The sequence below is a fragment of the Pseudovibrio denitrificans JCM 12308 genome, from assembly GCF_001310815.1.
GTDB lineage: Bacteria > Pseudomonadota > Alphaproteobacteria > Rhizobiales > Stappiaceae > Pseudovibrio > Pseudovibrio denitrificans.
Window position 1 is genome coordinate 66,853 of record NZ_BAZK01000016.1, and the last position, 21,745, is coordinate 88,597.

General features: G+C 54.1%; 18 protein-coding genes and 4 pseudogenes. 4 read left to right on the forward strand and 18 right to left on the reverse strand.

Translation table 11 applies throughout. From position 1 onward, the window contains the following. Window positions 1-50: 50 nt before the first annotated feature. Window positions 51-518, reverse strand: a complete 468-nt coding sequence (locus tag JCM12308_RS19465) for a RidA family protein (protein ID WP_054784800.1) — start codon at window positions 516-518, stop codon at window positions 51-53. A gap of 308 nt (window positions 519-826) precedes the next feature. Here JCM12308_RS19465 and JCM12308_RS19470 point away from each other — a divergent pair, with 308 nt between their 5' ends. Beyond that, the gene (locus JCM12308_RS19470; RefSeq protein WP_164845337.1) at window positions 827-1,771 is read left to right on the forward strand and encodes an EipB family protein; all 945 of its coding nucleotides are present in this window, start codon (window positions 827-829) and stop codon (window positions 1,769-1,771) included. Between the two features lie 2 nt (window positions 1,772-1,773). On the opposite strand, the gene JCM12308_RS19475 is transcribed toward JCM12308_RS19470, so the two are convergent. Genes JCM12308_RS19475 through JCM12308_RS19490 form a run of 5 tightly spaced genes read right to left on the reverse strand, consistent with a single transcriptional unit; the run spans window position 1,774 to window position 4,566 of the window. Further along, window positions 1,774-3,072 (reverse strand): DNA polymerase IV, encoded by a 1,299-nt coding sequence (locus JCM12308_RS19475; protein ID WP_054784801.1) that lies wholly within the window; start codon window positions 3,070-3,072, stop codon window positions 1,774-1,776. A gap of 55 nt (window positions 3,073-3,127) precedes the next feature. Further along, window positions 3,128-3,547 (reverse strand): hypothetical protein, encoded by a 420-nt coding sequence (locus JCM12308_RS19480; RefSeq protein WP_208978777.1) that lies wholly within the window; start codon window positions 3,545-3,547, stop codon window positions 3,128-3,130. 47 nt (window positions 3,548-3,594) lie between these two features. Continuing rightward, window positions 3,595-4,089, reverse strand: a complete 495-nt coding sequence (locus JCM12308_RS19485; protein WP_208978778.1) for a hypothetical protein — start codon at window positions 4,087-4,089, stop codon at window positions 3,595-3,597. Window positions 4,090-4,097: 8 nt separating this feature from the next. Then, window positions 4,098-4,274 carry a hypothetical protein gene (locus JCM12308_RS30555; RefSeq protein WP_208978779.1) on the reverse strand — a complete coding sequence of 59 codons (177 nt, stop codon included), beginning with the start codon at window positions 4,272-4,274 and terminating at the stop codon, window positions 4,098-4,100. Continuing rightward, window positions 4,261-4,566 (reverse strand): DUF3572 domain-containing protein, encoded by a 306-nt coding sequence (locus JCM12308_RS19490; RefSeq protein WP_054784803.1) that lies wholly within the window; start codon window positions 4,564-4,566, stop codon window positions 4,261-4,263. The genes JCM12308_RS30555 and JCM12308_RS19490 overlap by 14 nt, the downstream gene beginning before the upstream one ends. 153 nt (window positions 4,567-4,719) lie before the next feature. On the opposite strand from JCM12308_RS19490, the pseudogene JCM12308_RS19495 reads away from it, so the two are divergent. After that, a pseudogene (locus JCM12308_RS19495) lies at window positions 4,720-5,090 on the forward strand (response regulator). A gap of 976 nt (window positions 5,091-6,066) precedes the next feature. Here JCM12308_RS19495 and rpmG read toward each other — a convergent pair. The 7 genes and pseudogenes from rpmG to topA form a co-directional block, all read right to left on the reverse strand. Next, window positions 6,067-6,234, reverse strand: coding sequence for a 50S ribosomal protein L33 (gene rpmG, locus JCM12308_RS19500; protein ID WP_008552972.1), 168 nt, complete (start codon window positions 6,232-6,234; stop codon window positions 6,067-6,069). Window positions 6,235-6,396: 162 nt separating this feature from the next. After that, window positions 6,397-6,780 carry an MFS transporter gene (locus JCM12308_RS31725; protein ID WP_306303358.1) on the reverse strand — a complete coding sequence of 128 codons (384 nt, stop codon included), beginning with the start codon at window positions 6,778-6,780 and terminating at the stop codon, window positions 6,397-6,399. A gap of 64 nt (window positions 6,781-6,844) precedes the next feature. Next, window positions 6,845-7,579, reverse strand: a pseudogene (locus tag JCM12308_RS19505) (MFS transporter); the annotation flags it as partial. A 225-nt stretch (window positions 7,580-7,804) separates the two neighbouring features. Then, window positions 7,805-8,565: pseudogene (locus JCM12308_RS19510) on the reverse strand (NUDIX hydrolase). Beyond that, window positions 8,547-8,984: a DUF983 domain-containing protein gene (locus tag JCM12308_RS19515; protein ID WP_306303359.1), complete on the reverse strand. Its 438-nt coding sequence runs from the start codon at window positions 8,982-8,984 to the stop codon at window positions 8,547-8,549. Before JCM12308_RS19515 ends, JCM12308_RS19510 begins: the two are co-directional and overlap by 19 nt. A 51-nt stretch (window positions 8,985-9,035) precedes the next feature. Continuing rightward, the gene (gene rnr / locus JCM12308_RS19520; RefSeq protein ID WP_054784804.1) at window positions 9,036-11,297 is read right to left on the reverse strand and encodes a ribonuclease R; all 2,262 of its coding nucleotides are present in this window, start codon (window positions 11,295-11,297) and stop codon (window positions 9,036-9,038) included. 142 nt (window positions 11,298-11,439) lie between these two features. Then, on the reverse strand, window positions 11,440-14,235 hold the full coding sequence (gene topA / locus JCM12308_RS19525) for a type I DNA topoisomerase (RefSeq protein ID WP_054784805.1): 2,796 nt from the start codon (window positions 14,233-14,235) through the stop codon (window positions 11,440-11,442). Window positions 14,236-14,527: 292 nt separating this feature from the next. Between topA and JCM12308_RS27915 the strand changes: the two genes are divergently transcribed. Next, complete coding sequence (locus tag JCM12308_RS27915; protein ID WP_128647445.1) at window positions 14,528-14,758, forward strand: hypothetical protein; 231 nt, start codon at window positions 14,528-14,530, stop codon at window positions 14,756-14,758. A gap of 12 nt (window positions 14,759-14,770) precedes the next feature. On the opposite strand, the gene dprA is transcribed toward JCM12308_RS27915, so the two are convergent. The 4 genes and pseudogenes from dprA to JCM12308_RS19545 form a co-directional block, all read right to left on the reverse strand. After that, the gene (gene dprA / locus JCM12308_RS19530; protein WP_054784806.1) at window positions 14,771-15,964 is read right to left on the reverse strand and encodes a DNA-processing protein DprA; all 1,194 of its coding nucleotides are present in this window, start codon (window positions 15,962-15,964) and stop codon (window positions 14,771-14,773) included. A 5-nt stretch (window positions 15,965-15,969) separates the two neighbouring features. Then, window positions 15,970-16,587, reverse strand: a complete 618-nt coding sequence (plsY, locus tag JCM12308_RS19535; RefSeq protein ID WP_054784807.1) for a glycerol-3-phosphate 1-O-acyltransferase PlsY — start codon at window positions 16,585-16,587, stop codon at window positions 15,970-15,972. 123 nt (window positions 16,588-16,710) lie between these two features. Next, a complete protein-coding gene (locus JCM12308_RS19540; protein ID WP_054784808.1) occupies window positions 16,711-18,015 on the reverse strand; it encodes a dihydroorotase in 1,305 nt (434 codons plus the stop codon). Between the two features lie 13 nt (window positions 18,016-18,028). Next, window positions 18,029-18,987, reverse strand: a pseudogene (locus JCM12308_RS19545) (aspartate carbamoyltransferase catalytic subunit). 134 nt (window positions 18,988-19,121) lie between these two features. On the opposite strand from JCM12308_RS19545, the gene JCM12308_RS19550 reads away from it, so the two are divergent. Then, the gene (locus JCM12308_RS19550; RefSeq protein ID WP_083416738.1) at window positions 19,122-20,777 is read left to right on the forward strand and encodes an acyl-CoA dehydrogenase family protein; all 1,656 of its coding nucleotides are present in this window, start codon (window positions 19,122-19,124) and stop codon (window positions 20,775-20,777) included. Here the strand turns inward: JCM12308_RS19550 and JCM12308_RS19555 are convergent. After that, the gene (locus JCM12308_RS19555) at window positions 20,762-21,700 is read right to left on the reverse strand and encodes an AEC family transporter (protein WP_008552979.1); all 939 of its coding nucleotides are present in this window, start codon (window positions 21,698-21,700) and stop codon (window positions 20,762-20,764) included. The genes JCM12308_RS19550 and JCM12308_RS19555 overlap by 16 nt on opposite strands. Between the last annotated feature and the right edge of the window lie 45 nt (window positions 21,701-21,745).

The following is a 21,745-nucleotide window of genomic DNA, read 5'->3' on the forward strand; positions in this document are numbered from 1 at the left end:
CGAAACTGCTTCTTCAATAAAAGGAGATGTGTTCTGCGGACAGAATGGGATTAGTCGGCAATTTCGAAAATTGCTTCGATCTCAACGGCAGCGTTGAAAGGCAAGGAGCCAGCGCTGACAGCGGAGCGTGCGTGACGGCCAGCATCACCCATGGCTGCAACCATGAAATCAGATGCGCCGTTGATGACTTTAGGTTGATCACCGAAGTCGCCGTTGGAGTTGACGAAGCCAACGATTTTGACGAGGCGGACGACTTTGGACAGGTCGCCGGTTGCCGCTTTTGCCTGTGCCAGCAGATTGATAGCGCAAAGGCGTGCAGCTTCCACACCATCTTCGATGCTCAGATCCGCGCCAACCTTGCCAACTTTTGCGATCTTGCCATCCTGCATTGGCAGCTGGCCAGAGATGAAAAGCTGGTTTCCGGTTTTTACGAAAGGCACGTAATTGGCAGCAGGAGCAGCAGCTTCCGGCAGTGTGACGCTAAGCTTTTCTAGGTTTTGCTGGATTGTGTCAGACATTCGGCTTTCCCTCCGGTTCGGAATGTTCTTTTGCAATAAGTGATGCAATTCCACGAAAACTCAAGAGTTTATCTCTTCACGAAGCCGTGGTTTGCAAAGTGATGCGCAGACTCACATTAGAATCACCAGAGTTGCAAGGGTGCATGGAGCGTTGTCTACGTGGGAAACGTGTATCCAATTTGAAAGATTTACCCTAGCTCTGATTTCCTTGGCGGAATGTTTGCGTTGGTACCGGCGTTTATGCACTCTTTGGGAATGGAAGAGAGGCATGCCCACGTGTCTTTTGTTCCGACATGATCGGAGGTTTTATGCTGAAACTACGCTTCGGACACGGATCGGGAAGGCTTGCTCTTCCCGCAATTGCTGGGTCTTCTCTCTCCCTCTGCTTCCTTCTTACTCCCTCCATTGGCAATGCTGCCGACCTCCAACCTCACCGCGCCGTTTATGATATGAGGCTTTCCAGTGCCCAGAGTGGTGCGGATATCGCTGATGTGAACGGGCGTATGGTCTATGAGCTTTCCGGCTCGGTTTGTGACGGCTTTAATGTGGATCTGCGGTTTGTGGTGATGAGCATTGATGAGGAAGGGGAGGAAACGGTCACCGATCTTCGCAGTTCCTACTTCGAAGCGCCGGATAACTCTCAGCTCTCCTTTACTTATCAGACGTTCATTGGTGATTTTCTGGCGGAGCAAGCCCAAGGTACAGCAGAGCATCAAAGCTCAAAAGTGGATGTGGATCTGGGTGGCCCGGACGGTAAGTCGCTGAGCTTTGATGGGTCTATCATGTTCCCTCTGCAACACCTCCACAGTGTGATCGATGGTGCTACTCTCGGAAAGCACTTCATGGTTTCCAAGCTGTATGACGGCAGTGTGACCGGGGAGCAGTTGTTTGAGGCGACCACTGTCGTGGGGCGTAAGCTGGCTGATCCACTGGATCAGCGGTCTGATCAGATTTCACTGCCCAAAGCGTTAGGCACCGCTGATGCGTGGCCGGTTTCCATTGCTTATTTCAACCTGAGTGATGGTGTGCGTGGTGAGCGGGCGCCTGACTATCAAATGCATACGGTTTTGCACGAGAACGGCGTCTCCAGAAGCATGAACCTGAACTACGGGGTGTTTGAGTTGGAAGGGGCTCTGGTTGAACTTGAGCTGAAGCCGATGATACCTGCAAGCACTTGCGGTAGTTCTGTTGCTTTGGAAGAAGAGGTGAGTGTGCCGTTTGATGGCAGGCTCAAAAAAGAGCAGCTGCGCTGAGGCTATCTCTTGTCCGGCGTTTTGATGGATCTGCCAAGGGAGACGACTGAGCTGTCTTTGAATTTTCCGCGTAAAGCATCCATGGCGCGTTCAGCTTTGGCGCGTTTCCCTGCTTGTTCATCCAGCAGGTCTTCCGGGTCGGCCTGATCGGCAGGGCCCAGATCTCCAATCCCGACACCAATGAGACGGAAGCGCAACTTACCGTCGGCAACGTTATGGAGCAGGTCGTCTGCTGTGCGGAAGATTTTGTCGGCCAGCTGTGTTGGGTCATGCAGCATGCGGGAGCGGGTGATGGTTTTGAAATCCGCTGTTTTGAGTTTGAGTGTGACGGATCTGCCGGATTTCTCCGCTTTTTTTGTGCGGTAAGAGACTTTCTCTGTCAGGGCCCACAGGCTCTTGGAGAGCTGAGTAACGTCTGAGATGTCGGTGTTGAACGTAGTCTCTCCGCTGATGCTTTTGGCGCCGCGGTTAGAGGAGACGTTCCGATCGTCTTCGCCCTGGCACAGCTTTGCCAGACGCAGGCCCATGGCGCCGTATTTGCGGGCGAGGTCGGTCGGGTCTTTTTGCTGGAGTTGGCCGATCGTTCTGATGCCATCCCGTTCCAGTTTGGCTTGAAACACTTTGCCAACGCCCCAAATGACGCTGGTTGGTTGCTTGGCCAGAAACTCCTTCTTCTCCTCGTCTCCAATCACTGAGAAGCCGCGGGGTTTGTCGAGGTCTGAGGCGATCTTGGCGAGAAACTTGTTGGGCGCAAGGCCCACTGAGACGGACAGTCTCAGCTCTTTCTGGATCTTAATCGCGAACTGTACGAGCAGTTCTGCAGGTGTCGCGCCGTGGAGTTTTTGTGTGCCGGACAGGTCGAGGAAAGCTTCGTCGATGGAAAGCGGCTCTACCAGGGGGGTGAGCTTTTCCATCTCTTCGCGGATTTGCCTGCCGACCTGTGAGTAGAGGTCCATGCGCGGTTTGATGACGACTGCGTCCGGACAAAGCTCTCGTGCCTTGAACATAGGCATGGCGGAGCGGACGCCGTAGATGCGGGCGATGTAGCAGGCGGCGGAGACGACACCCCGTTGACCACCGCCAACGATGACAGGTCGGTCTGCCAGTTCAGGGTTCTCGCGCTTTTCGACAGAGGCGTAGAATGCATCACAGTCGATGTGGGCGATTTCGAGGGTGTCCAGTTCTGCATGGGCGAGGATGCGCGGGCTGCCGCATTTGGGGCATCGCGTCAGGTCTGCGCGGAATCTGTGTGAGCAGTCCCGGCAGAGTGCTTTGAGAGGTGTGGTGGCCTCAGTCGCCATGAAGTCAGAGCTCCGATCAATTGCAGCTTTCTCGTGGACAGGGCTTTAGCATGAACTACTCGTCAGTCTCCCATGAAATCCGTGCGCCAGCCACATAAAACACAGAGCTGCGCATCTGGTCCTTGTCCCATTCCTCAATGGTCCAGTCCTTTGAGTTCACTGGATCGAAATTGAGGAAGAACTTGTCCTGCATAAACATGCCGACAATGGGGTGTTTGATGACGGTGTTGGAGCAGTCGCTTGGTTCGTTCAGATTGAACTCGACGCTCTCTTCCACCTTGATCCGCAATGTGCTGAGCGAATCTTGCGGAGCTGCGGCCGGGCGCTGGCAGTCGTGGGCGGCAAACTCCAGCGTTACAGCGCCGGGGCCTTCTGCTTTTCCTGAAGTGAACAGGGCGCTGCGCAATACGGCCCCGTTTAAATGTCCAAAACGCTCCAGAAAATACTGGAGCGACGTGCTTGAAAGGTGTTCCACGCTTGAGTTCTCTGGGTTGGTGAAAGGTTCACTTGCAGCCTGAGACCTTACTTTACAGCAGCGACCAACAAATTTTCAATAAAGTCGCCGGTTTCTTTCCAGCAATTGCTTTTCAGAGCCACGTTGGGCAGGTCGCTGGATGTTGCGTAGAAGCGTGGATCGGCGATGAAATGCACCAGCTGGACGTGTGGTGTGCTTTTGCCGACCGAAAGTATGTTGGTTGGGCTGTCATCTATAAAGATAACAGGATGATGGGCACGCTCTGCACATAGAGCTGCAACAGCACCGCCTTTAGGGCCATCATTGGTCACAAGCGGGTAACCCATGCCGAGGCTTTTCAAGAGGTTCTCGCGAGCTGGCTTGTTGTGGGTGCCGGGCAGGTTGGTCAGGATGACGATGTCGCAGAGTTTCGACAGGCGCTCCAGTTGTTCAGCTGCATGAGGTACAGCTTCCTGCCTGCCGACTTCGCTTTCAAAGAAGTCGTGAATGACGGCCATACAGGCATCATCTGAAAGTTTTTCGCCGGACTGGGTGTAGACCATGTTTGCTTTCAGGCGGTAGGCGGTTTCCTTGAAGGAGATGCCATTGTCAGCATGAAGCGTTCAAGGTGTGGGATGAACTGCAGGAGCACCTCGTCTACGTCGCAGATGAGGAGAGGGTGGGCGCGTTTCTCGATCAGGCTGATCTGCTGCAATGTGCTCGCGCTTGCTGTGCTAATGGTGGGCAAAGTAATCAACGCCTCCGGCAAGTTTCAGGTGAGCGGCTGCGATCATCGTTGGGCGAATGCCAGCGCTTTCCGTATAGGCCAGCAAGAGCTGCTCGTCCTGCATTAAAAATTCCAGAACCCCTGCGAGGAAGCCCGGCTCGGCTGCCGCACCGCGAATCTCCTGAGGTCCAATCCCGGCCAAAGACAGGAAGCGGCCGAGCTGTTCCGGGTCGCTGCTTAGAAATGATAGGGCACCAATTGCAATTTCCTGTGCAGTATCTTCGGTCAAACTGCCGGTTTTGCCTAAATTCATTGGTGTTTGCCTTTCTGAAACGAATCCGAATTAACTATGTAGCAGGAAATTTAGTGTGGGACTTGTTCCAATGCCAGTCGCAGGGCGGCTGCATCACACCTTTATTTATGGCTAAACCATTTTTGGGGCAGCATTCTGTGCAGGACTGAACTGATGCAAAAGACCGTGCTGATTGTTGAAGACAACGAACTCAACATGAAGCTGTTTAACGATCTGCTTGAGGCTCATGGCTACGCGACCTTACAATCTCGCAATGGGATGGAGGCGCTTGAGCTTGCTCGTGCACATAAACCGGATCTGATCCTGATGGATATTCAGTTGCCCGAAGTTTCGGGGCTTGAAGTGACCAAGTGGATCAAAGAGGATGATGAGCTGAAGATCATTCCTGTGATCGCGGTAACGGCTTTTGCATGAAGGGCGATGAGGAGCGCATCCGTCAGGGTGGGTGTGAGGCTTATATCTCCAAGCCGATCTCCGTGGGTAATTTCCTTGAGACCGTTTCAGGCTTCTTGCAGGACACATAAAACAACCGTGATTATTTTTGATTGTGGTTAATTGGTAAATTGTGTTCAGCTAGAAGTTGCAGGTTTGCAAACTATCGGGAAGCAACGCTTTAGTATTCTGCTTGAGATTGTCAGTTTTCACTGGATGAAAGACTCACATCAAAAGTCGTAGGTCTTTGAAACTAGATGAAATCACCGAGTGAGTCTTGCTGGAACTGCAGGGTTTCTGTGTGGTTGCCTCTTGAAAAACGGCGGTTTCTTTCCTTTTGTTGTGTATAGGTCAAGAATCCCCTCCATTTTCAGGAGCGCAATTACCTTAAAGCTTTACTAAAGTCGTAAATGTTGCGATGGTGATATACGATATCATCTGCTTCATGAAATTAATGACTGCAAGATCGCAGTATTGGCTCTTGGTTGATTGAACAAATCCCAGCAATACTGCCAGATAGACTCCCTACGGAGCGCTCAGGTCCGCCGCATCTCCTGGGTCCGTGGGGTTGGCCGGCGAGTAAACGGGTTCTGAGTGGCCTCCTCGTGTCATCCGGTTCTCGCCGGCCACCAATTCTCTTCCCCATCAACAGAATGAGACATTGCTGTGCAAGCGCATGCTGTGCGCTGGGCAGTGTTCGCCTGCGCGGATGAGATGGTGTGTGGTGAGAACGGGATGGGTTTTAAGGTGGTGTGATCCGTCATTCAGTCTGGGGCAGTTCGTTATGTGTCAAAGTTTTTGGTAAGGCCAATTCTCTTTGAAATTGAAGCGGAAATGACCGTGTTGACGGGACTATACTCAGTCAAAATCATCTTGTGTGAGGAAATGTTGTCTACCCCTGACAATTGAGTGAGGCGGCGCGGGAGCGCGCGAGCAGGTGGGGTGCTTTTACTCCTGAATATCTCTGTTTTAAGAAGGGGGTTCCGCCTGATTGTCGGTGCTGCGCATACAAAAAAGGCGCTTGCAAAATGCAAACGCCTTTTTTGAAAATTCAGCTGAAGCCAAGACTTACTTAATCTTGGTTTCTTTGAACTCAACGTGCTTCTTTACGACTGGGTCGTACTTACGCTTCACCATTTTTTCGGTCATGGTGCGGGAGTTCTTTTTGGTCACGTAGAAGTAGCCGGTGTCCGCAGTGGACTGCAGCTTGATCTTAATGGTGGTCGCCTTGGCCATCGCTAAGGATCCTGTCTGTTTTCGGCCTTTTGAAAGTGGCCGGTTGTTTTGTTTGTCCCGGTGGCACCCTCACACCTTCGCTTCGGGGTAGGGTGCGCTTCCGGTGAAACTTTGGGAATTCAGCGCGCACATTACTAATCACAGGGCTAAAGTCAAGATGCATTAGCGGGCTGCGCCCAGTCTTGTCCCCCTTATCAGGCATATAATTACGTATGCGCCCAAGAATCCTGCAAATACCAGTGGTAGTCCATCGGCTCCCCACGTGGAAAGAGCAAGACCCGTAGAGGCAGGCCCCACTAATTGTCCAATGGAATACATGAGGACAAAGGCCGCATTTGCGGATGCCAGATTAGCGCCGTCAAAGCGTGCGCCCAGATGTGTGAGGCCCACGGTGTAGAGACCTGCAACCACGCCGCCCCAAACGAAGAGAAGGGCGCAAATGCCATAGAAACTGCCGGATAGTGGGATCATGAGCAGTGCACCAACAACGCCAAACGCACCGCAATAGATGAGTAGGTGGCGGCGGTTCATGCGGTCTGACAGCATGCCGTAAAGGGATCTGCAGCACCATGTTGCCAGCTGCCATTGCAGAGACGAGCAGGGTCGCTGTTTCTGCTGTCAGGCCGATCTTGAGGCCGAACAGAGGGAGCAGGGAGATACCGGATTGTTCCACAGCTCCAAAGACAAATCCGGCCAGGGTGGCTGCTGGAGCTATCCACAAAAAGGCGTAGAGCTTTGAAGTTGCTTTGCTTTCGATCCTCGGTGCTGCGTTGAAGCCGACGAGGACAGGTAGAGCTGCAATGATGATGCCAGCGCCAGCCAGAAGGAACGGAAGTGCGCCTGTCGTGCCAGCATAGGCGAGCACCAGTGGGCCTGAAGCAAAGCCTAGCGCGAGCACTGTCGCATAGACGCCCATCAGGAAGCCTCTGTGCTTGGAAGGAGCCAGAGCGTTGATCCAGAACTCTGAGAGAATGAAGGCCGAGGTGGTTGCGCCATGGAACAGCAGGCGCAGCGGGAACCATGCCCAGAAGTTTTCAAGCACAAAGAAGAAGGGTAGCGAGAAACCCGCAACCAACAGGCTTATCAGAAGGGCCTGAGGTGTGCCCAGCTTACGGGCGAGATACGGACCAACTGGGGTGGCGACAATGGAGGCAACGCCTGAGAAGGCGGTGTTGATCCCGATCCATGTGTCACTGATGCCGCGATACTCAAGCGTGAGTGCCAGAAGAGGAAGGCTTGCGGACAGGGAAAGGCCAACAGCGGTAATCGCTGCGATGGCGGCAATGATGCCGCGGACCTGTCTGGGGGAGAGGGAGCTGGCTAGCGTGCCCGATAACTGAACCATTTACACAACTGCATTTTAAGCTCGATACGAGCAAGTGATTTGCAGCATAATGAGCTCATATGCACTCGCACATCATGCATCAAATCATTTTCATGCGCATATTCTCATCCGAAAACCGAAATCACTTTTCGGGAATATGCTGTAAATGCTTCTATCAGGAAAAGTGTAAGGCGCAACACATAGCATCACAGTGATATATGTTTGTTGCGCCTTGGGTATTCTGAATTAGATTTCTTCGCGCGCGAAGCCGTCGTTCTTCCAGTAGTAGTATGGAACCGGACCATTCGGGGAAAGTTCAGGGTCTTTCGCCAGTCGGTTCTCCAAGTCTGTCAGAACAGCGAGAGTGATGCGTGGCAAGTCCAGCTCTTTGCATTGCTCGATTGGTAACCACTGGAGTTCTTCCAGCTCTTCTGTCGGGCCGATGCCTGTTTCCAGCTTGTGCGCGATCTGGTCTGCCCAGACAGCGAAGAAGCGTGCGTCAAAGCGGCGTGTTCTGCCCGGAGGGTGATTGCACGTGCCACGAAGCGCAGTGGCTCAAGATCTGGCTGGATGCCCAGCTCGTCGAAAGCCTCAAAGCCCGGACCAGCAGGTTCGCTGTTGCCCTCGGTTTTGGTGCCAACGAAAAGGCCCGCTTCCTCATAGGTTTCGCGAATGGCGGCAATTGCCAGTGCGCGTAGGCGGCTTTCCGTTTTAATCTGCTTTTTGTCGTAGTTCAGTTTGGCCAGTACGTCTGGATGATAGTCGCGAACATATTTTACGCGGCTGTCTTCGGAATCAACGCGGCCACCTGGGAACACGAACTTACCCGGCATGAACTTGTGCGCCATGTGGCGTTTGCCCATGAGCAGGTGCAGGGAACCATCTTCCTTGCGATCCAGAATAAGCAGTGTGGAGGCGTCTTTCGGCCTCAATGGTTGAGCGCTCGGATCGTTGTTTTCTTCCGCTCGCTCAACTTTGACTTCTTTCGTCAGGTCTTCCGTGGACATTCCTTACCTCTGATTGGCGCGTGTTGGGCCAAAACTAGGTGCTTTGCCTGCAGTTGCAAAGCCATCCATACGTAGTGCCCATTGCAAACCAACCAGAGCGCCTTGATGGGGCGTAAGAAGGCGAGAGACATGATGAGGGTCAAAGGCAGCCAGACAGCCATATGAAGCCACATTGGCGGCACGTAGGCCATCTCTACCCACATGGCCAGCGCAACAACGACGTGGCCAACGATAAAGATTGTGAAATAGGGCGGGGCATCATCCGCGCGGTGGTGGTGAAGCTCCTCACCACAGTTGTCGCAGGATTGCTTCACGCTCAGGTAGCCGTTGAAGATGGAGCCAACGCCGCAAGAAGGGCATTTGCAGCGCATACCGCGCAGCACCGCTTCTCCGGTATTCCGATCTTGATGGGTATTCATTTATACCTGCCTTTCCCGTCCCGTAAATGCAGGGGAGCGCACGTAAATTACCTAGCTTCCGCTTATTTCCGTCTTTTGACCGGCGTAAACCTTTTGGCTTGCTTTTGTTTCTTGCTTGCCAACCTTGTGCTTAGCAACCCGTCCCGCTGCCTCGCCCTTGGATTTGCCTTTCGACAACATTTCAAACCGCAAAGCCCCCGCAAATGGGGCGGCTTCTACCAGTTTGACCTGCACAGCATCACCAAGTTGGTAGGTTTCACCAGTTGCTCTGCCCACAAGGGCATGAGCTGATTCTACATATTCGTAGTAATCCATACCAATGGTAGATGCAGGAATGAACCCGTCTGCGCCATTTTGTAGCAGCTTGACGAACATGCCTGATTTGGTCACTCCGGCAATTCGCCCGGAGAATTCTGCCCCAATCCGTTCACACAGATAGAGGGCTATCAGGCGGTCGATGGTCTCGCGTTCGGCCAGCATTGCCCGGCGTTCTGCGGCAGAAATCTCAGCTGCGATGGCTGGTAGCTTCTCTTCGATGCCGTAAGGCAGGCCATCATCTCCAAGGCCGAGGGCGCGGATGAGAGCGCGGTGCACTATCAAATCTGCATAACGACGAATAGGAGATGTGAAGTGTGCATAACGTCGAAGGTTCAGGCCGAAGTGACCGATGTTGTCAGCGTTGTACTCGGCCTGTGCCTGTGAACGCAACACGACCTCGGACACCATGGTTGCGCTGGCCGTGTCCTTGAACTTGTCGAGGATGTTGTTGAACACGGATGCGCGTAGGCCGCCGATGTGAGGCAGCTTGACGTCCAGTGTAGAGAGGAAGTCCCGCAGATTCTCCAGCTTTTCCGGCGTTGAAGCGTCATGCACACGGTAGAGCAGGGCAGATTTGCGTTTTTCCAGCTCTTCAGCGGCTGCCACGTTGGCCTGGATCATGCACTCTTCGATGAGCTTATGGGCATCCAGACGATCCGGGACGACGATCTGGTCAACGGTACCATCTTCTTTGAGCAGAATGCGGCGTTCCGGGATGTCTAGTTCCAGCGGCTGGCGCTTGTCGCGGCCACGCTTCAGGATCTCATAGGCTGCCCAGAGTGGTTGGAGAACTGGCTCCAGAAGCGGTCCTGTGACATCGTCTGTTACGCCATCAATGGCTTTTTGAGCCTGCTGATAAGACAGCTTGGCAGCGCTGCGCATGATAACGCGGTGGAACGAGTGAGAGATCTTCTTACCGTTCTTGTCGAAGACCATTCGTGTTGCCATGGATGGGCGGTCTTCTTTTTCGCGCAGGGAGCACAGGTTGTTGGAGATGCGCTCTGGCAGCATCGGGATAACGCGGTCCGGGAAATAGACCGAGTTGCCACGCAGCAGTGCTTCCTTGTCCATCGGGGAACCGGGCGTCACGTAAGCTGCCACGTCTGCAATAGCGACGTAGACGATACAGCCGCCTTCGTTCTCTGGATTGTCGTCCAGCTGCGCGTAGACCGCATCGTCGTGGTCTTTTGCTGTTGCCGGGTCGATGGTGATCAGAGGGATCGCGCGCCAGTCTTCACGACCTTTGCTGCCGACAGGCTTGATGTTCTCAGATTCTGCGATTACCGCACCCGGGAACTCATTGCGAATGCCGTGGGTGTGGAGCGCGATTTCGGAGACAGCCATTTCTGAGGTGGTGGAGCCAAAGCGTTTGACGATGCGGCCACGCGGTGTGCCGTATCTGCCAACTTTGTGGACTTCCACTTTGACGAGGTCACCGTCTTCAGAGTCCAGTAGCTCGCGCGGATCCACGTCTATTTCGCGCTGTTTGCGGTCGACCGGTTCCAGTGTCGCGGCTTTGGTTGCCTTGTTGATGCGCAGGATGCCGAGGATGTCGGTGTCGTGGTTTTCAAGGCGCTTCATCACGCGCACGACGTGCTCGGCTTCTGGTGATCCATCCAGATCATCCATCAGCTTTACAAGGGCGCGGTCACCAATACCCGGAACCGGGTTGAATTTATTTTTGTTCTTTTGCGGCAAGACGAGGACGTTTGGCGGCTCGCCATGCTCTTCATCCCAGTTCATCGGAATGCCGAGGAGCTCACCGTCGCCAGTTCTGCCAGTAACTTTTACAACGAAGACGGGAGGGAGATCGCCTGGACGCAGCATGCGCTTCCGGCGTTTCTCGATGTGGCCGCTTTCGGCCAGATCTTTCAGCATTCGCTTGAGGGGGATGCGCGCTGCGCCGACGATGCCAAAATGGCGGGCGATTTCGCGTTTGCCAGCTTTGCCGGGATTGTCGGCAATAAACTTCAGAATGTCTTCGCGGGATGGCATCTCTGCCGGTCCCTTGTGTCTTTTTCAGCGGCCTTTTTTCGGCTCAATGTATCTCATCCAGTGCAGCTTATGCGCTGCGAAAAGGGGCTCCCGATGATCGGAAGCCCTCGTGTTTCGTTATCCGGAGAGTAACGGGGGGATCTTAACCCTTCTTCGCGTTGATCAGCTCAATTGCCTGTTCGCGGGTTACCGTCTCCGGGTCTGTTCCTTTTGGCAGGGAGACGAACTCCTTGCCCCATTTGATCCGGACACCGAGGCGGCCACTGTCACGCAGCTCCATCGCTCCACCATCCGGATGGTCGCCAAGCTCTTTCAGTGCCCCTTTAGGCGCTGCTTTCTTGGCGGTTGTTTTCTTTGCAGCTGCCTTCTTAGCAGGTGCTTTTTTCTTTCCTTTGGTTGCTGCTTTTGCGTTCACAAGCTCAATGGCCTGCTCCAGCGTGACAGCTTCCGGTGCAACGTCCTTTGGCAGGGTTGCGTTGATCTTTTCCCACTTTACGTATGGGCCGTAGCGACCGCTGTATACGTTGATGGCGCCGCCATCCGGGTGGTCGCCCAGCTCTTTGAGTGGTTTTGCGGCAGCTCCGCGGCCTCCACCCTTTGCGCGCTTTTCAGCAAGCAGGGTTACGGCGCGGTTGATGCCGACAGAGAAGACTTCGTCCGGGCTATCCAGATTGGCGTAGGTACCATCGTGCAGGACAAACGGACCGAAACGGCCCAGACCTGCGGAAATGGTCTTGCCATCTTCCGGGTGCGTACCGACTTCGCGTGGCAGGGAAAGAAGCTGAAGAGCTTTTTCCAGATCCAGATCGGCAACGCTCCAGCCGCGTGGCAGGGAAGAGCGCTTTGGTTTTGCTTCTTCGCCCAGCTGTACATATGGGCCAAAACGGCCGGTACGCAAGGAGACTTCCAAACCTGTTTCCGGATCGATACCCAGAACCTGTGGTCCATCTGCAGCTGCTCCAGCATCAGAATCTCCACCGGAGGTGAGCTGACGGGTGTAATCGCAGTGCGGTGGGTTCTCGTTTGGCTCTTTGCCGTCTTTTTTGTCTTTGTTGTAGTTGGAGCAGCCAACAAACGCGCCGAAGCGGGAGACTTTCAAAGACAGGCGACCGGTATCACACTTCGGACACTTGCGTGGATCAGAACCATCTTCCTTGTCCGGGAAGACGTGTGCTTTGAGGGTTTCGTTCAACGCATCCAGCACTTCGGTGTTGGAGCGCTTGATCACCTCATCACAAATTTCGTGGAACGGGTTCCAGAAGTCACGCAAAACGGCTTTCCACTCCAGATCACCGGCTGAAATCTTGTCGAGCTGGTCTTCAAGGCTCGCGGTGAAGTCGTACTCCACATAGCGGTTGAAGAAGTCCTCAAGGAATGCAGTTACCAGGCGGCCTTTGTCCTGAGGGATCAGGCGCTTTTTGTCCAGTTCCACATAGCCGCGATCACGCAGGGTCTGCAGTGTTGCAGCATAGGTGGATGGGCGGCCAATGCCGAGCTCTTCCATCTTCTTCACCAATGTTGCTTCGGTGAAGCGTGGTGGAGGTTCTGTGAAGTGCTGGTTGGCTTCAATACCTTTGCGACCAAGGCTGTCGCCTCGTGTCATCGGTGGTAGGCGCTTGCTTTCTTCGTCTTCCTCATCATCCTTACCTTCCTGATAAAGGGTGAGGAAGCCGTCGAAGCGAACAACAGAACCAGATGCGCGCAGGGCAGCTTTCTTGGCGCCGTTCACTGCATCAATGTCTACGGTAGTGCGTTCCAGAACGGCAGATTCCATCTGGGAGGCGATGGTACGCTTCCAGATCAGCTCGTAAAGACGTGCGCCGTCTTCGTCGAGGAACTTTGCCATGTCACGCGGATGACGGGTCAGATCGGTCGGGCGGATCGCTTCGTGCGCTTCCTGAGCGTTTTTCGCTTTGGAAGAGTACATGCGCGGTTTTTCAGGCACATACTCATCGCCGTAACGGGATGCGATAACACCGCGGGCGCTTGTGATAGCTTCCTGAGCGATCTGCACACCATCGGTACGCATATAGGTGATCAGGCCGGTTGTTTCACCGCCAATGTTGGCGCCTTCATAAAGCTTCTGCGCAACCTGCATGGTGCGTGCTGCTGCAAAGCCGAGCTTGCGGGAAGCTTCCTGCTGAAGGGTGGAGGTGGTGAACGGCGCGTATGGATTGCGGCGTTGTGGCTTGCTCTCAACGTTAGAAACCTGGAAGCTTGCTCCATCAAGCATCTGCTTGATTGTGGTGGCTTCCTGCTCGTTCTTAATGTCGAGACGTGTGATTTTCTGGCCGTCAAAGCCAGTCAGGCGTGCCTGCACCGGAGCGTTTTCCGGTGTGTTCAGGTTTGCCAGAATAGACCAGTATTCCTGTGACTGGAATGTTTCGATCTCGTTCTCACGCTGACACACAAGGCGGAGTGCAACAGATTGCACACGACCTGCGGAGCGGGCGCCCGGTAGTTTGCGCCACAGAACAGGAGAGAGGGTGAAACCTACCAGATAATCTAGCGCGCGACGGGCCAGATAAGCATCGACAAGCGGCTCATCCAGTTCGCGCGGATTTTTCATCGCTTCCAGAATGGAACTTTTGGTGATCGCGTTGAAAACCACGCGCTCAATCTTCTTGTCCTTCAGGACGCGTTTCTTTTTCAGAACTTCCAAGACGTGCCAGGAAATGGCTTCCCCTTCGCGGTCGGGGTCAGTTGCGAGAATAAGGCGGTCAGCCTCCTTCACCGCGCTGGCGATTTCCGACAGGCGCTTTTGAGATTTGGAATCCACAGACCAGGACATGGCAAAGTCGTCGTCCGGCAATACGGAGCCGTCCTTCGGAGGCAGATCACGCACATGGCCGTAGGACGCCAGAACTGTATAGTCCTTGCCCAGATATTTGTTGATGGTCTTGGCTTTCGCCGGTGATTCCACAATGACTACGTTCATTGATTTCCTGGCTTTCGCGTAAATCTCGTCTTGGAATTGATAAATCAAAAACCGTTTTATGAGTCGAACCGACACAATCTCGGATGACTTCGCGGCTGTCAAATGGCCTTTTCAGATCAATTGGTCAAGAGCGGAAAAGCCACTCCCTTAATTTTCCTTGGGTCATATTTTGGTTGTGCTTGATAAAATATACAACCTAAGGTAATTGCATTAATTGCTATAACCCTCAGATTGCAAAGCGCTTTTTGCCATGTGAGGCTTGTGTCATGGTTGCATAAGAAGGTTAAAAAGCTTGCGTAAATACCCGTTGCCGAAAAATGACAGAACAATCGAAACTCACGATGTGGCCGAGTACTGCGCCAAAATGTGTCGTGAATTGAGTGACATGGCGCGAACACACAGGTTGGATCTGCTTGGGTACTTATTGCTGCTTGCGCAGAAGGAAGCTGAAGCGCGATCTGGCAGAACTTCCGAGGATGAAGAGCCTTCTGAGCTGGCCGATGCAGCTTTAGACGCGGAGTGATCACCCACATTATTATGTGGTGCCTGCGTGGATCATGGAAAGCTTGTTGGGTTTGTGCCGTTCTAGTCGCCCAGCCAGTTCGATTTCCAACAGGATGAGCTGAAGCGTTTGCAAGGAAACGCCTGTGAAACGCAGCAGTTCGTCCTGATCTATGGGTGTTTCGCTTAAGGCATCGATGACTGCTTGTCTGTCTTGTTCGTTGGCGTTAGGTGGGGGAGAAAGGCTGCTGGTGTCAGGGCTGTCCAGCTCGGGCCAACACATTGTGGGCTCTTCAATGCCCTGATGTAAGGGCAGAGACATGGAGATTTTAGGCTCCATGATATCCAGTACATCATCAACAGACTGAACTAGGGCGGCGCCTTGCTGGATCAGTTTATTGGCGCCTACAGAGCGCGGATCTAACGGTGAGCCGGGAACTGCAAGGATCTCACGGTTCTGCTCTAACGCGTAGCGGGCGGTGTGGAGAGAGCCGGATTTTTCAGCGGCTTCAATTAAGATGACACCCAATGACATTCCCGAGATAAGACGATTGCGACGGGGGAAATCTCGTGCTCGCGGCTGCCAGCTGATGGGCATTTCGGAGATCGCAGCACCATTGGTGGCAATCATGGATGAAAAAAGTTCCAGATTTTCTTTGGGATAGACTGTGTCGATGCCGCCAGCGAAGGCTGCGATGGTGCCTGAAGATAGTGCGGCATGGTGTGCGGCGCTGTCGATGCCGCGGGCGAGACCGGAGATAATCGTGAAGCCTTGAGTTGATAGTTCACCTGCCAGCTGGGTCGCAAACTTGGCTCCAGCCGCGGAGCAGTTGCGGGCGCCGATGATAGCCAGTGTTTTCTGCGTTCCGGTGAGTTCCTGCTGGAGCGGGTCTCTGGCTCGAACGGCCAATAAAGGCGGCGGCGCGTCTATATGTCTGAGGAGAGGTGGGTAGGCTGGCTCGCCTAAAGCAATGAGGCGAGCGCCTATCTTATAAAGGGCAGCCAATTCTGCTTCGGCTTTGTCCTTTGAAAAAAGGCGATAAGATTTCTTACCGCCTCTTCTTGAGAGCTCTGGCAGGGCATCGAGTGCTGCCTGTGCTGAACCGAAATGATTGAGGAGCTCACGAAAGGTTCTTGGACCTACATTTTCGGAGCGTATGAGACGAAGCCACGCGAGCCGTTGGGTGTCACTTAAGTGTGGTGCCCGGCTTTTGGTGGCTGTCTCCATTCAACTCATCCTTTGGAACCGATCTTGCTTTCCTTGCCTTTCAGCAGGCGGGCAATGTTCTCGTGATGTTTTGCCCATAGCAATATGCTGAGTATTCCCATCATTTGCGCAATTTGCCATTGATCGAAAGCCAGCAGAATAAAGGGAGTGACAAGGCTTGCCACTAGTGCTGACAGGGATGAGAACTTGGTGATGTAGGCGGTGGCGATCCAAATGGCGATGAAGATGACGCCAACTGGCCAGAAGATGCCAAGCAGGATGCCGATATACGTTGCAACGCCTTTGCCACCTTTGAACTTCAGCCAGACCGGGAAAAGATGGCCAAGGAATGCGCCGAGACCTGCGATCAGGGCTGCATCATTGCCCATGTAAAGGCTGATGAGAATAATGGCGAATGTGCCTTTGAGGGCGTCGCAGAGTAGGGTGAGGGCAGCCAGCTTTTTGCTGCCAGTGCGCAGCACGTTGGTGGTGCCGATGTTGCCGGAGCCGATGTTCCGGATATCGCCGTGGCCTGCCATTTTTGTGAAGAGCAGGCCAAACGGAATGGAGCCTAGTAAATAGCCAAAGGCCAATGCAGCCAGATAGTAGGGTAAATCAAGGGACCAGCTGATTGGATCAGGCACGGGTGTTCTCCAGTTGTTGCATTAAAGCAGTGTGCCTTGCCGCTTGGCTGAGCACACTGCTTTAAACTTTCTTGCGTAACGCGGGATCTGTTCTGAGCTTTTGAGGCTGTTCAGAAGAGCGCGTTAAATTGCGTCATGATCTAGGATGCCGCCTGCAACAATGGTTGTCAAAACCCGGCCTGTTAAAGTTTCATCCTCGAAAGGCGTGTTCTTTGAGCGGGACCGAATTTTCTCTTTTTCTACAATCCATGGCTTTTGCGGATCGAAAATGATCAGGTCCGCTGGTGCGCCTTTGGACAGGCGACCGGCAGGAAGACCAAGACGGTCCGCTGGATTGCAGGTCATTGTTGCAAGCAGTTTGGAGAGTGAGATGTCCTCATTCAGAACGAGGCGCATTCCAGCTCCAAGCATTGTTTCCAGCCCTAAAGCACCATCTTCGGCTTCTGCAAAGGGGTGACGCTTAGTTTCCACATCTTGTGGGTTGTGATCCGACATAATGATGTCGATTGTGCCGTTTGCCAGTGCCTCGACCATGGCCTGACGATCATCTTCCGTACGCAGCGGTGGCGACATCTTATGGAATGTCCGGTATGGACCGATGTCGTTTTCGTTGAGCGTCAGGTGGTTGATGGAGATGCCAGCAGTGACGTTCAGGCCTTCGTCCTTGGCTTTCTGGATGGCTTCTGCACTTTGCGGGCAGGAGATCAGGCGGGCGTGATATTTGCCCTTAGCCATGGCAACGAGGCGCATGTCGCGTTCGATTGCGACGAACTCGGACTCGCGTGGAATGCCGCCCAGACCCAGCCATGAAGCACGCAAGCCTGCGTTCATAACGCCGGAGCCTGCCAGATCCTTGTCCTGCGCCTGATGCACCACCAGCGCATCGAAGTCGCGGGCATAGGTCAGCAGGCGGACCAGAACAGAGGAGTTGGTGATTGGCAGTCTGTCGTTGGAAAAGGCGATTGCGCCTGCTTCCTTGAGCAGGCCGATCTCACTCATGTCCTTGCCAGCCAGTCCCTTTGTGAGGGCGGCCATTGGGTGGACGTTGACGATGGCGGTGTCGCGGGCGCGGCGGAGCATGAAGTCTACCAGCGCAGGGTCATCAATCACCGGGTCCGTATTCGGGCTGGTGAGGATGGTTGTTACACCACCAATGGCAGCTGCGCGGCTGGCGCTTTCCAACGTTTCGCGGTGTTCAGCGCCAGGTTCGCCAACGCTGACGCCCATGTCGATGAGGCCAGGCGCGACGACAGCGCCGTTACAGTCGATGGTTTTTGCGCCTTCCGGAGCGCCCTGATTGAGGGCATCTGCACCGGCAGCGACGATGTTTCCGTCCTGAACGAACACTGCACCGGCTTCGTCAACACCGTTGGCAGGGTCGATGATGCGGGCGTTTGTCAGGACCAGCGGGTTCACATTCTTGATCATGCGCTTGTCCTTCTTACACGTTGTCAGGGAGGTTTTGAGCGAGGGCTTCAAGCACGGCCATGCGTATGGCAACGCCCATCTCCACTTGCTCACGGATCAGGCTTTGCGGACCATCTGCGACTTCTGCTGAGATCTCAACACCACGGTTCATCGGGCCGGGGTGCATGACCAGAGCATCGGGCTTGGCGTAGGAGAGTTTTTCCGAGTCCAGACCGTGGTAACGGAAATACTCACGAACAGATGGTACAAAGGCGCCGCTCATACGTTCGCGTTGCAAACGCAGCATCATGACGATGTCGCAACCCTTCAGTCCTTCGCGCATGTCTGTGAATACTTCTACGCCCATACTATGAATACCAGAGGGCAGTAGTGTAGAGGGAGCTATGACACGCACGCGGCTCCCATATTGGAGAGAAGGATGATGTTGGAGCGCGCGACGCGGGAATGGCGGATGTCGCCGCAAATGGCTACTGTCAGACCACCAAGGGTTCCTTTGTGGCGGCGGATGGTCAAGGCATCCAGCAGAGCCTGAGTTGGGTGTTCGTGAGGGCCGTCACCGGCGTTGACGACCGCGCAACCGACTTTGCGAGCCAGCAGGTGAACTGCACCTGCGGCGTGGTGGCGAACAACCAGCAAGTCAGGACGCATTGCGTTCAGGGTTGCAGCCGTGTCGATCAGGGTTTCCCCTTTCTTCACCGATGAGGTGGAGACCGACATGTTCATCACATCCGCGCCCAGACGCTTGCCTGCAAGCTCAAAAGAAGATTGGGTGCGGGTGGAAGCCTCAAAGAAGAGGTTGATTTGCGTTCGCCCACGCAGAACAGCTTTCTGCTTTTCTACCTGTCTGGAGACTTCGACGGCTTCGTCTGCAAGGTCCAAAAGGTAATTAATGTGGGGAGGCTGCAATCCCTCGATACCGAGGAGATGGCGATGCGGGAACGCTGAGGATCGATGTGTGATATTCTTGCTCATCGAAGACCCTTCTATAGGCAGAAACACCGAGTTCGTAAAGAGCTCAACGGATGTATAGTTTTTATTGTGCAAATCGCAGTTGCAACGTGCGCGGTAACCTATCAAAATCGCTGGGGCAACTCGCGGGAGGAAAAATGGATAAAGTTTCACAAGCCACTATGACGACAGGGGTAATTAATCAGGCCCCTCCATACTGTGGATACAACCTTGCCGAGAGTGATCCAATTCTCCTTGCTGATCTGGGTGGAACAGGGTCCAACGATTCTGCACGCGAAGAGCTTATCAAGTTTGGTGAGCAGTGTGGAGCCGCAGATGCACTGGATCTGGGCAGATTGGCAAATGTTAATGAACCGGTGCTTAAAACACACGATCCATATGGTCGCCGCCTTGATGTTGTCGAGTTTCACCCTTCCTACCATGCGCTGATGCGCCGCTCGTTTGAAGCTGGCCTGCACAGTGCGTCCGTCGAGTCCATGGAGCCGGGTGGAGATCGTGCGTTTTATAACCGCGCCCGCAAGTATTTCGTGATGAGCCAGGTGGAAGGCGGGCATCTTTGTCCGGTGACCATGACCAATGCGTCTGCCATGGCTCTGACACAGGCTCCTGAGCTTGCCGAAGTCTGGAACGAGCGCATTTTAAGTCGCAAGTATGATCAGCGCTTCCGTCCTGCCAGCCAGAAGATGGGCGTCAGCCTTGGCATGGGCATGACTGAAAAGCAGGGCGGTTCTGATCTGCGTCAGATCATCACACGCGCGGAGAAGGTTTCTGACGATACTTACGTGATCAACGGCCACAAATGGTTCTTCTCTGCGCCGATGTGTGATGCGTTCCTCGTGCTGGCGAAGCTGGAAGAAGGGCCGACCTGTTTCCTCGTACCGCGTATTCTTGAAAGCGGTGAAGTGAATGGGCTGGACTTCCAGCGTCTGAAGAACAAGCTGGGCAACAAGTCCAACGCGTCTTCAGAGGTTGAGTTCAACAATGCTGTCGGCTTCCTTGTTGGTGAAGCAGGTAAAGGCATCAAAACCATTTTGAAGATGGTGACGCCGACCCGTGTCGACTGCTGCATTGGTTCTGCTGCGCTTATGCGTGCGGCGATTTCCAGAGCGGTTCATCACACCTCCAATCGCAGCGCGTTTGGTGCTCGTCTGATCGAGAAGCCTTTGATGCAACGTGTTCTGGCGGATATGTCGCTGGACATGGCAGCCAGTGAGGCGCTTGCGCTTAAGCTAGCGCATTGCATGGATCAGGAAGGTGAGGACAGTCAGGCAGCTGACTTCCTGCGGATCATCACACCTGCGGCCAAGTACTGGATCTGTAAGAGTGCAGAAAACGTTGCGGCTGAGGCGATGGAATGTCTGGGTGGTAACGGCTACGTGGAAGACCACGATATGGCCCGTATCTACCGTGAAGCACCTGTGAACAGCATCTGGGAAGGTTCTGGCAACATCATGGCGCTGGATCTGCTGCGGGCAATGCACCGTACACCAGACAGCTTTATGAACGTTCTGGGCATGCTGGAGGCGGATCTTGGTCCTGCTGGCAAGGTTTCTGTTGAAGTGCTGCAGGCTGCTGCACGGACTTGTCTGGAAGACGAGGGCGGTGCACGTCTGCTGACTGAACAGTTGGCGATTACGGCTGCTGCTGCTGCGCTGAAGGAAGTTGCTCCTGCTGCGATTGCCAATGCGTTTATCGAAACCCGCATGGCAGGCCAGTGGCGTTCAAGCTATGGCATGCTGGATGCGCGTTATGATGCGATGGGCATTCTGGAGTGGCTTTACCCAATCAAGTAAGCCACGACCAGTAACCACGCTGGAATAGTGATTGCGGCGGCGACTGTCTGAAGGGTCAGAATTTCGGCCATCAGTTTAGCATCGCCGCCCATTTTTTTTGCCAGAACATAACTCGCGCCAGCTGCTGGAACAGAGAAGACCAGCGTAACGATGGTTGCTGAGATTTCGTCCAGTCCAAGTGTGAGCGCAAAGCTTAAGGCAATGCCGGGGGCAAGTACGTTGCGCAGCAAGAGCGCAGATGTGAGCGCTGGGCCGGGACGACGCAGAGCGCCTAGATCCAACGCAGCGCCGACACATAGCACTGCAATCGGTAGAGCAGCACTTCCCAAAAATGTCAGGTAGTTGGCGATCACTTCAGGGATCTGGCCGCCCGAGGCGTTGATCAATCCACCTGCTGCCACGCTGATAATGAAGGGGTTCTTGATTAGCTCTCTTGCCAGCAACTTAGGTGAAGGCGCAGAGCCTCCTGCATATATGGACAAGATGAGCACGCAGAGCAGGTTAGCAGCCGGGATCATGATCGCCATGATTACAGCGACCAGCGCCACGCCTTCATCCCCGAAGCTGTTGGCTGCAATCGCCATGGCAACGAACCCATTCCAGCGCACGACACCCTGAAAGATTGAGGTGAAGCGCGGACCTGAGATCTCGAACTTCTGTTTGAGGACTGGTTGAAGCACGAGGCAGAGCACTGCCAGTATTGAGAAGGTTCCCAGGACTGAGATGGTGATCTCGATGACTGGCATCGCTGAAAAGTCGGAGGTTCCCACGTTGATCAGGATGATGGCGGGGAACAGAACCCAGTAAGCCAGATCTTCCATACCGCTCCAGCGTTCTCTCGGAATGAGATTGCGGTGGCGGAGGAACCATCCTGTGGCTGTGAGGAGCAGGACAGAGATGATGGCTGACAGGGCAGAAAACATGCGTGTGCTTTTCAGGCTGTTGCTCAGACGAAAACTGTCTTTGCA